At 52.1% G+C, this 8,030-nt stretch carries 6 protein-coding genes; 1 reads left to right on the top strand and 5 read right to left on the bottom strand.

What is annotated here, in order from left to right:
* Positions 1 to 187 precede the first annotated feature (187 nt).
* Positions 188 to 388, bottom strand: a complete 201-nt coding sequence (locus ACE99V_RS19775) for a cold shock domain-containing protein (protein ID WP_400492925.1) — start codon at positions 386 to 388, stop codon at positions 188 to 190.
* A gap of 167 nt (positions 389 to 555) precedes the next feature.
* Here ACE99V_RS19775 and ACE99V_RS19770 point away from each other — a divergent pair, with 167 nt between their 5' ends.
* Complete coding sequence (locus ACE99V_RS19770) at positions 556 to 1,014, top strand: hypothetical protein (protein ID WP_400492924.1); 459 nt, start codon at positions 556 to 558, stop codon at positions 1,012 to 1,014.
* A 112-nt stretch (positions 1,015 to 1,126) separates the two neighbouring features.
* Here ACE99V_RS19770 and putP read toward each other — a convergent pair whose 3' ends face one another.
* The 4 genes from putP to ACE99V_RS19750 all read right to left on the bottom strand — a co-directional run bounded on the left by putP (position 1,127) and on the right by ACE99V_RS19750 (position 7,595).
* Positions 1,127 to 2,593: a sodium/proline symporter PutP gene (putP, locus tag ACE99V_RS19765; protein ID WP_400492923.1), complete on the bottom strand. Its 1,467-nt coding sequence runs from the start codon at positions 2,591 to 2,593 to the stop codon at positions 1,127 to 1,129.
* 341 nt (positions 2,594 to 2,934) lie between these two features.
* A complete protein-coding gene (locus tag ACE99V_RS19760) occupies positions 2,935 to 4,902 on the bottom strand; it encodes a dynamin family protein (RefSeq protein ID WP_400492922.1) in 1,968 nt (655 codons plus the stop codon).
* Positions 4,903 to 4,904: 2 nt separating this feature from the next.
* Positions 4,905 to 6,536 carry a dynamin family protein gene (locus ACE99V_RS19755; protein WP_400492921.1) on the bottom strand — a complete coding sequence of 544 codons (1,632 nt, stop codon included), beginning with the start codon at positions 6,534 to 6,536 and terminating at the stop codon, positions 4,905 to 4,907.
* A gap of 96 nt (positions 6,537 to 6,632) precedes the next feature.
* Positions 6,633 to 7,595 carry a sensor histidine kinase gene (locus ACE99V_RS19750; RefSeq protein WP_400492920.1) on the bottom strand — a complete coding sequence of 321 codons (963 nt, stop codon included), beginning with the start codon at positions 7,593 to 7,595 and terminating at the stop codon, positions 6,633 to 6,635.
* Positions 7,596 to 8,030 lie beyond the last annotated feature (435 nt).

The raw sequence follows: 8,030 nt of genomic DNA, 5'->3' as shown, positions 1-8,030 counted from the left end.
ACTACTTCCATTTAGAGAGCTGAATTCCTTTTGTTTTTGACTTACCCCAGGAATTTTTCAGGGGAAACTAGCTATCGCTGTGCCGAGTGGGGTCCCTTTCTTCGCCGGGCGGGGCCCCGAACACTTTTCTAGCGCAAAAAAATCGCCACCATGGGCGGCGATTGTTTGTCATGTGGTTGTGAAGCAGTCAGCCTTTGCGGACGACATTGGCAGCCTGCAGACCTCGCTGCCCGTTGACGATATCAAACGTCACCAGTTCCCCTTCTTCCAGGTTGCGGTAGCCCGATCCGGAGATGGCTGTGTAGTGCACGAACACGTCAGGCCCGCCCTCCCGTTCAATAAAACCGTAACCTTTTTCCTTGCTAAACCACTTTACTTTTCCTTGCATCATGCTTCTTCCTCCCTTGATAAGTACAGCAGGATTGCTTTCCTACATCATATGCGGATGCGCAGAAAGTGGGGATACGATACAATAAAAATTGTGTGTCCTCTGCGAGCAACCAAACAGGCCAAAACATCGTATAACCTTGATAGGGAGAAAGGAGAGATCTGCAAATGCGTTACCTTCTGGTCATTCTCTGCGCGCTGCTGCTAAGCGCATGTGCAGAGTTATCACAAGGCGTCCAAGAGGCGCAGCAAGCGGTTGAAGCCGGCAAACAGGCAGTGGAAGTAGGCAAGCAAGTGGTGGAACAAGGCAAACAGATCGCCGAGTCCGAAATTGCCCAACAATTAAAAACATACCTGCAGCAGAAGTACGAGTCTTCCGAAGCGCTGCGCAATGCGATGTTCAGCGGAGACGGACAGCTGCTCGCTGAAGAATTGAAGAAGACGGAGCTGGCCAGCTTCAGCTTCTACCGTTCAGACCTGTTCGGACTCGAATTCCGCGGCACACTGACGGGCGACGGCACCTTCCGCGTCCTCCGTCACAATTTGAACAACCCCAATGAAGAGCCTGTTGTGGTCAAGGAGTTCCGCGTAACCCTCGACCAGAACGGGCAAATTCAAGTACAGTAACAAAAACCCAACCGACTTTAGCTAACACTTCACCCACTCCGTGTCCCGAAAATCCAAAAGCCCTCTGCCACCATTTTCAGCAGAGGGCTTTTCCTTTTCACGAGACCGCAGCTTATTTCCCGCTCCATTTGGCGGACTCTTCAAACTGGGCCTGGACTTCATCCGACGGAGGCGACGTCAACAGACTGACAACCACGATGGCCAGCAGGCTGGCGGCGAAGCCCGGAACCATTTCATACAGCATATCCTTAAGGAAATCAAACCGCGTCCATCCGATAACGGTTAGGGCACCGGCCACCATTCCGGCGAGAGCCCCCCATTTATTCATTCGTTTCCAGTAAAGGCTGAGCAGGATAACCGGTCCAAACGATGCCCCGAAGCCTGCCCAGGCATAACCGACCAGGCCCAGGATCGTGTCGTTTTTATTGTAGGCGAGAATCAGCGCTGCCACAGAGACGAGCAGGACCGAGAGACGTCCGATGAAAACCAGCTCTTTGTCCGTAGCCGAACGGCGGAAAAACGTTTTGTAAATATCCTCCGTCAACGAGCTGGAAGTGACGAGCAGCTGCGAAGAAATCGTACTCATAATCGCAGCCAAAATGGCTGACAGAAGGAACCCGGCGATGATCGGGTGGAACAGGATTTTTCCCAGTTCGATAAAGACCGTCTCTGGATCGGAAAGCTGCCAGCCTTGCTTGGAAAAGAAAGCGATTCCAAATAAGCCGGTAAGCATGGCGCCCAAAATGGAAAAGATCATCCAGCCCATTCCAATGCCGCGTGCTTTTTTCATTTCGCTTACGGAAGAAATTGCCATGAAGCGGACAATGATGTGAGGCTGCCCGAAATAGCCAAGGCCCCAGGCAAACAGAGAAATGATCCCGATCAGACTCGTTCCTTTGAAAATATCGAGCAAAGCAGGGTTGATCGACTGGATTTCCGCAAAGCTCGTACCTACTCCGCCAGCACTGAGAACGGTAACCAGAGGAACCATGATCAAAGAGACAACCATGATCAGCCCCTGTACAAAATCGGTCCAGCTTACCGCCAGAAACCCGCCGAACAGGGTGTATGCCACAACGACCAGAGTGACGATCCAAAGCCCCGTATGGTAATCGAGGTTGAACGTGTTTTCAAATAGAACCCCACCGGAAACCATCCCGGAAGAGACGTAGAACGTAAAGAAAATCATGATGACAAGACCGGAAACCAAACGCAATACCCTGGTTGTATCTTCAAAACGGTTTTCCAGAAAGGCCGGAATGGTAATGGCATCAGTGATCTCCGTATAGGTGCGCAGCCGGGGTGCAACATACAGCCAGTTGGCATAAGCACCAAGCGTCAGGCCGATCACGATCCACGACGCGCTCAGCCCTTGCGCGAACATCGCACCAGGCAAGCCCATCATCAACCAGCCGCTCATGTCGGAAGCACCCGCGCTAAGAGCGGTCACGGCCGGTCCGAGATTTCGGCCTCCCAGCATGTAGTCGGATAAATTGGAGGTGCGCTTGTAGGCGTAATAACCAATGAGTAGCATTAGAAGCATGTAAGCTACGATTGAAGTGAACAACTGCGCATTCATATTAAACCTCCTAAACTTTTTTATTTATATTAAAATTATAACGAACAATTATACATTATCATGAATTTTATTAAATTACAATTTTCAATTCTTCTTTTTCGACAATGGATGGTATGATCATGTTTTGCCCAGAAACCTTCTGGTATAAACAGCTGACAAGAAAACCCACCCGACTTTAGCTTTAGCCGTGTCGGGTGGGCCCGTTATGTGCCGAGCGGGGTCCCTTGCTGGGCCGGGCGTGGTCCCGAATCCTTTCCACGTAACTGTATAGGATGTTGTGTCTTATCAATTCCTATCTAGTAACAAACCGCTCAAGACGATTGTCCTGAGCGGTTTGTTCGTTATGAAAGCAATGCGCCGATTCTCTTCTGTTTGACAGCCAGTTCGTCCATATCTACGTCCATGTCGAGAGCGGCAAACACGCCGGTAAAATACTCCTCTACCTGCCCGATGACACGCTCTCGCTCGCTTGATGCAAGCTCCGTGAAGACAGACGCGAACTGATCGGCAAGCTGTGCGCCGCCCTCTGCCACATAGGCGGAAACCGGTTCCTGCAGCAGTTTTTCCAGTTCGTCGCGGAGTTTTGTTTTGCCGTCCAGTTCAAAAAAGTCTTTCGTGTTTTTAAACAGCGACAATGCCGACTGCAGGGACGCGAAGGCAACCGGCAGTTCATCGGCAAAGGAAAGTGTCTCCACCCGGCACGGCTGGTAAGGCGACAGCTTCAATCCTTTGGCATGAGCCTGAATTTCCCGCTCCATTTCGCTGATCAGGGAGTTCCCCAGTTTGTTCGTGAACTTTTCCAGCCGAAGGGTTGTCGCTCGCAGCTCCTGGGCCAGGTCGTAGCTGATGGAGCGCAGCAGATCCTTCAGGCAGCCTTGAAGCGCTTGCTTCAGGTTGCGGCCGTCGTCCTTCAATACCGCCGGATTGAATGCGAGATTGAACAGCTCATTGAAACGGAAGAACAGACGCTGCTTCACATAATAAAGCAGCTCCTCCCGCTCTTTCGCCAGATCCCGCTCCATCGATGCGGTGGAAAGCGCGGAAACAGCTCCGATCGCGGCTTCCCGCGCCTGACTGGCCGACAGGCGCCGCTTTTGGCGCACATCTTCGTCTGCCTGTGCCATCTCGATAAACCCGCGAAGGGTGTCGTGCGCCCGGCGGATCTCACCATAGGCTGCATTGACAGCAATTTGCGTCAGCTCCTCCAGGGTAAAGCGGAGAAAATCCTGCTCAAAGGCAGCCATCCCGGACAGCTGAAAGGCCTTGTCTGCCGGTGCCAGCGGTTCCCCTTCGGCCGTTCCGGTGCGCTGACGGTACAGCTTTTCTGCGGAAGCGGTCAGCTTGCCGGCTTCATGCATGCGGGCCAGCAGCGCCGTTTGGCTGGACACGGGATAGATCCGCGGGTGACGGATGCCGCAGCTGAGCAGGTTTTTCTCGATATGGGTGATGACGCCGTCCAGCTCCTCCTGAGAAGAAGCGAGGTCAGCCGCATTGACAAGGAAGAACATCTTGTCCAGCTCAAAGGTATCCTTTACGCGTCCCATCTGCAGCAGAAACTCGCGATCCGCCTGGGAAAAGGCGTGGTTGTAATACGTGACGAACAGCACGGCGTCCGCGTTTTTCATGTATTCAAAAGCGACACCGGTATGGCGGGCGTTGATGGAGTCCGCACCCGGCGTGTCCACCAGAACAATGCCCTGCTCCGTGAGCGGGCAGGCGTAAAACAGCTCGATATACTCGGCAAAGCAGGCTTTTTCCTCTTTGGCGACAAAGCCCTTGAACGCCTGCATGTCGACGATCAACTCGCCGCCGAGGTGGGCAGCCATCTCCGGAAGACCTTTGGTGACTGCTTTTAAGAAGGTATAGTGCGGTTTGGCGTTGGGGGGAATCTGGCTTACGTCAATCTTGTCCAGCTCAGCCAGACCGCCTTCCAAACTGTCCGCTGTCAGTCCGAACACGGCCAACGAACGAAGCACGTCGTGCTCAATCGCCTCTTTGCTTTTGACGACGACGCGAACCGTTCCATGCGGATGCGTGCCCGTCGGCGGCATGATTTTGTTGATTGCCGCTGTCGTCGGGTTGGGCGATACGGGCAGGACCAGATCGCCCATCAATGCGTTGGCAAACGAAGACTTGCCGGCGCTAAACGCGCCGAACAGCGCCACGGTAAAACGATTGGCCAAAAGCCGCTCCGCTCTCTCCAGCATCGCTGTCGCCTGCGCCTGCATCCCCGGCACGCCGCTGATTTCTTTGCTGGCTTGGCGCAAGCGCTCAGCGGCAGCGCCCAATTTTTGTTTCAACTGATTCATGATTACTCTCCCTCGTGTAGAATCGCTCGCAGTCGTTTACCGGCTGCCCGTTCGCTCTCCGTCAGCCCCGCCAAGGCCTCATGAATGTCCGCAAGGCTGCGCAGCGTGCCGATCTGCTCCGTAAGCTCCGCCCGTTTCGCTGAGGTCTGTTCTACCAGGCGCTTCTTCACTTGTTCGATAAAGGCGAGGCCGGTCCGACGATATTCCGTCTTGATGGCGTTCGAAATATCGGAGCAGTAGTTCATGACATACTCCCGTGTACCCGCTCCTTCTTTTACATGAGCGGCGAGCAGCTCGGGTGTCACCTCAATGGCGGTCGCATGCACTGCTGCGTGATACGCTTCGTCACGAATCCCGTATTCCTGCGGCAGTTTGGTCAGCAGTTCCTTAAAGTGGAAGTCCAGGTTGCCCGCGACTTTTTCCCGGAAGTCGGCCAACAACGACTCCAAGCGCTGTGCCCGCTCTTCCTCGGTTTTTTTGCCGGCAAACAGAAAGCCTACCTTGAAGCCGGGTTTGCGGCTCTCAAGATACCGCTCTGCCGCTTCGTTGGTGCTGTAATAAGTCAGCCGTGCGTTTTCCAAAAGGCTGGTCAACTCTTTTTCCATGCGCTTCACGGCCTGATTGACCCGTTCCGCTGTCTCGGCCAGCTCCGCTTCTGCCTGGCGGAGTGCTTCCAAAATGAAATGCGGATCTTCCATCCCGTCCGCAGTGTTTTCCAGCCTGCTCTCCAGCATATGGCGCTTTTCGGCATTGCGACGGGACAAAACCTTCACGTGCTCGTCAATCAGGTGTTCAGCGGCATGACGCGCGCTGGCTTCCACCAACTGCCCCTTCTCCCCGATCAATTCCGTCAATTTGCGCCTGAACGCTTCGTACTGGTTTTCCGGGTGATCCGGCTCCGCCAGCGATGTGTAGAAGATCCCGTCCGGTTTGATGTTCCAGGTGCCGAACGCTTCCTCCACACTCTCTTTGTAGCTGTCGAAGTCAAGCTCGAAGTCGATGTGCTTGTCGATCATGTTGATGACAAGATAGACCGGTTTTTGGCGGTCCTTCAGCGTTTTGGTAAAGTTGAAGTTTTCCTCCGCCTGGACGTGGTTGTAGTCCATCATGTAGATGACCACGTCAGCCAGGTGCAATGCCGACTCCGTGGCAATCTTGTGGGCCGCATCCGTCGAGTCGATTCCCGGCGTATCGAGAAGACTGGACTGCTCATCAAGAAGGGTGCCTGGATAACATACTTCCACCCACTCTACCGTGTCCCCGTCCACGGCGTACTTTTTCAGCGCGTCCATCTCCGTATCCGGATCAAAGGTGATGACCCCGTTGTTTTTCGTATAGACGCGGGCCGCTTTTTCACCGCCGCGGATTTTTACGACGTTGGCACTCGTGGGAATCGGGTTGGAGGGCAGCAATTCGACGCCCAACAGAGTGTTGATCATCGTCGATTTTCCTGCAGAAAAGTGGCCGCAAAAGGCGATGTTCATCTCGCCGTGGCGAAGTTTATTAACTACTTGCAGCAGTTTCGCCGCATTGTTTTCATCATCGGACCTTCTCATCTCTTGGGCAACCCGCTCTATTTGTGTCGCGAGGCTCTCCAGGATGGTTTCACTGCCAATGACGTTCGTCGTACTCAAAACTGATCATCTCCATCTAAAACGTGCCATCCGTTTCAATATAGTCTCACGTCGCAATTGTATCAAAACTCAAAACCTAACTACAATGGTAGGATTTCACGTTCGTGCCATCTGCAGCCGAACTTCGATTTTGGTTCCTGTTCCAACGGTCGACCGGATATTGATCTGTCCCCCCATTTCTTCTATCAACTGCTTGCATACGGACAGCCCGATGCCGGTTCCCTTTTCTTTGGTCGTGTAGAACGGCTCAAACAGATGTTTCATTCTCTCCTCGGCTATTCCGCAGCCGTTGTCCGTAAATTCGATCACGACTTGTTCTGAAGGGGCGTCATCCACAGCCGTCACTCGCACGTCGCCTCTGACCCCTACCGCGTCAACCGCGTTCTTGATCAAATTGAGACAGATTTGTTCGATGTAGGAAGCAACTCCCCATACTGCTTTCTTCTGTCCGTTGTAACAAAAGCTGAGATTTACATCTTTTTCTATGACAAAGTGCTTTGACAATTGATTAATCCGTTCCAAAATAGGCTGAAGCCGAATCATTTCCAATTGTTTGTTCACTGTTTCATTTTTTCTGGCCAGAATCAGGAAGTTGGATACGAGTCCTTCCAATACCTTAATCTCCTCCTGGCAAATGGTCAGGTATTGCAAAAACGTTTCAGGATCGAAGTTCCCCCGCATCAAATCCTGCTTCATCAACTGGACGAATCCCTGGAAAGAGGTAATCGGATTCCGGATCTCATGGGCCATTCCGGCAGCCATTTGGCCCATGATGCTGATTTTCTGCTGATGAAGAGTGTCGATCTGATTGTCTTTCACCATCAGATATCCGCGCATGTAACTGATGAACCGCAAGCTGTTTACTTCGTGAAGCCGTTCAATCAAAAGTGACTTAATTTGAACATCTGGTTCCTGCTCCAAAATCTTCAACAGATGATGAAAAATATAGGTGCGGGAATTGTGATTGATCTCCAATACCACGTCTTTGGTCGCCCATCCCGTTTCGCCATCCCTTACTCCACGCGCAAAACCCGCTTCCCCGATTTTTCTTTTTTCCATTTGATACGTCTCTTCATCAACAAATAACGTTTTTAACACCCAGGATACATTTTCTGACATCGTGAAAAAAGCATTGTCCTCAATCTCTTTGATGTACCTGGCGATTTCTCCATCCCTCGAACGCATATCTTCAACGTGCCGTTCAATGATGATGGGGAGTTGACTTAAGAAAAGGGGCAGAAGTCTCTGTTGCGCTTGAATAAGAATACGATTCATATTTTGCATCATTGGACGCGTCGACCCTTCTCAATTTTTCTTGTTTGATACGTTTTCTTCAGCGGATGGATTCTTCCTCCTCTGTCGAACGGGATTATTCCTTCCAGAATGGGGACAACATCTGTTAAGAAAACCCACCCGGCATTAGCTAGTTTCCCCTGAAAAATTCCTGGGGTAAGTCAAAAACAAAAGGAATTCAGCTCTCTAAATGGAAGTAGT

The sequence above is a fragment of the Brevibacillus soli genome (assembly GCF_044759095.2).
GTDB lineage: Bacteria > Bacillota > Bacilli > Brevibacillales > Brevibacillaceae > JBIYSM02.
This window is presented reverse-complemented; position numbering and strand designations above follow the sequence as displayed.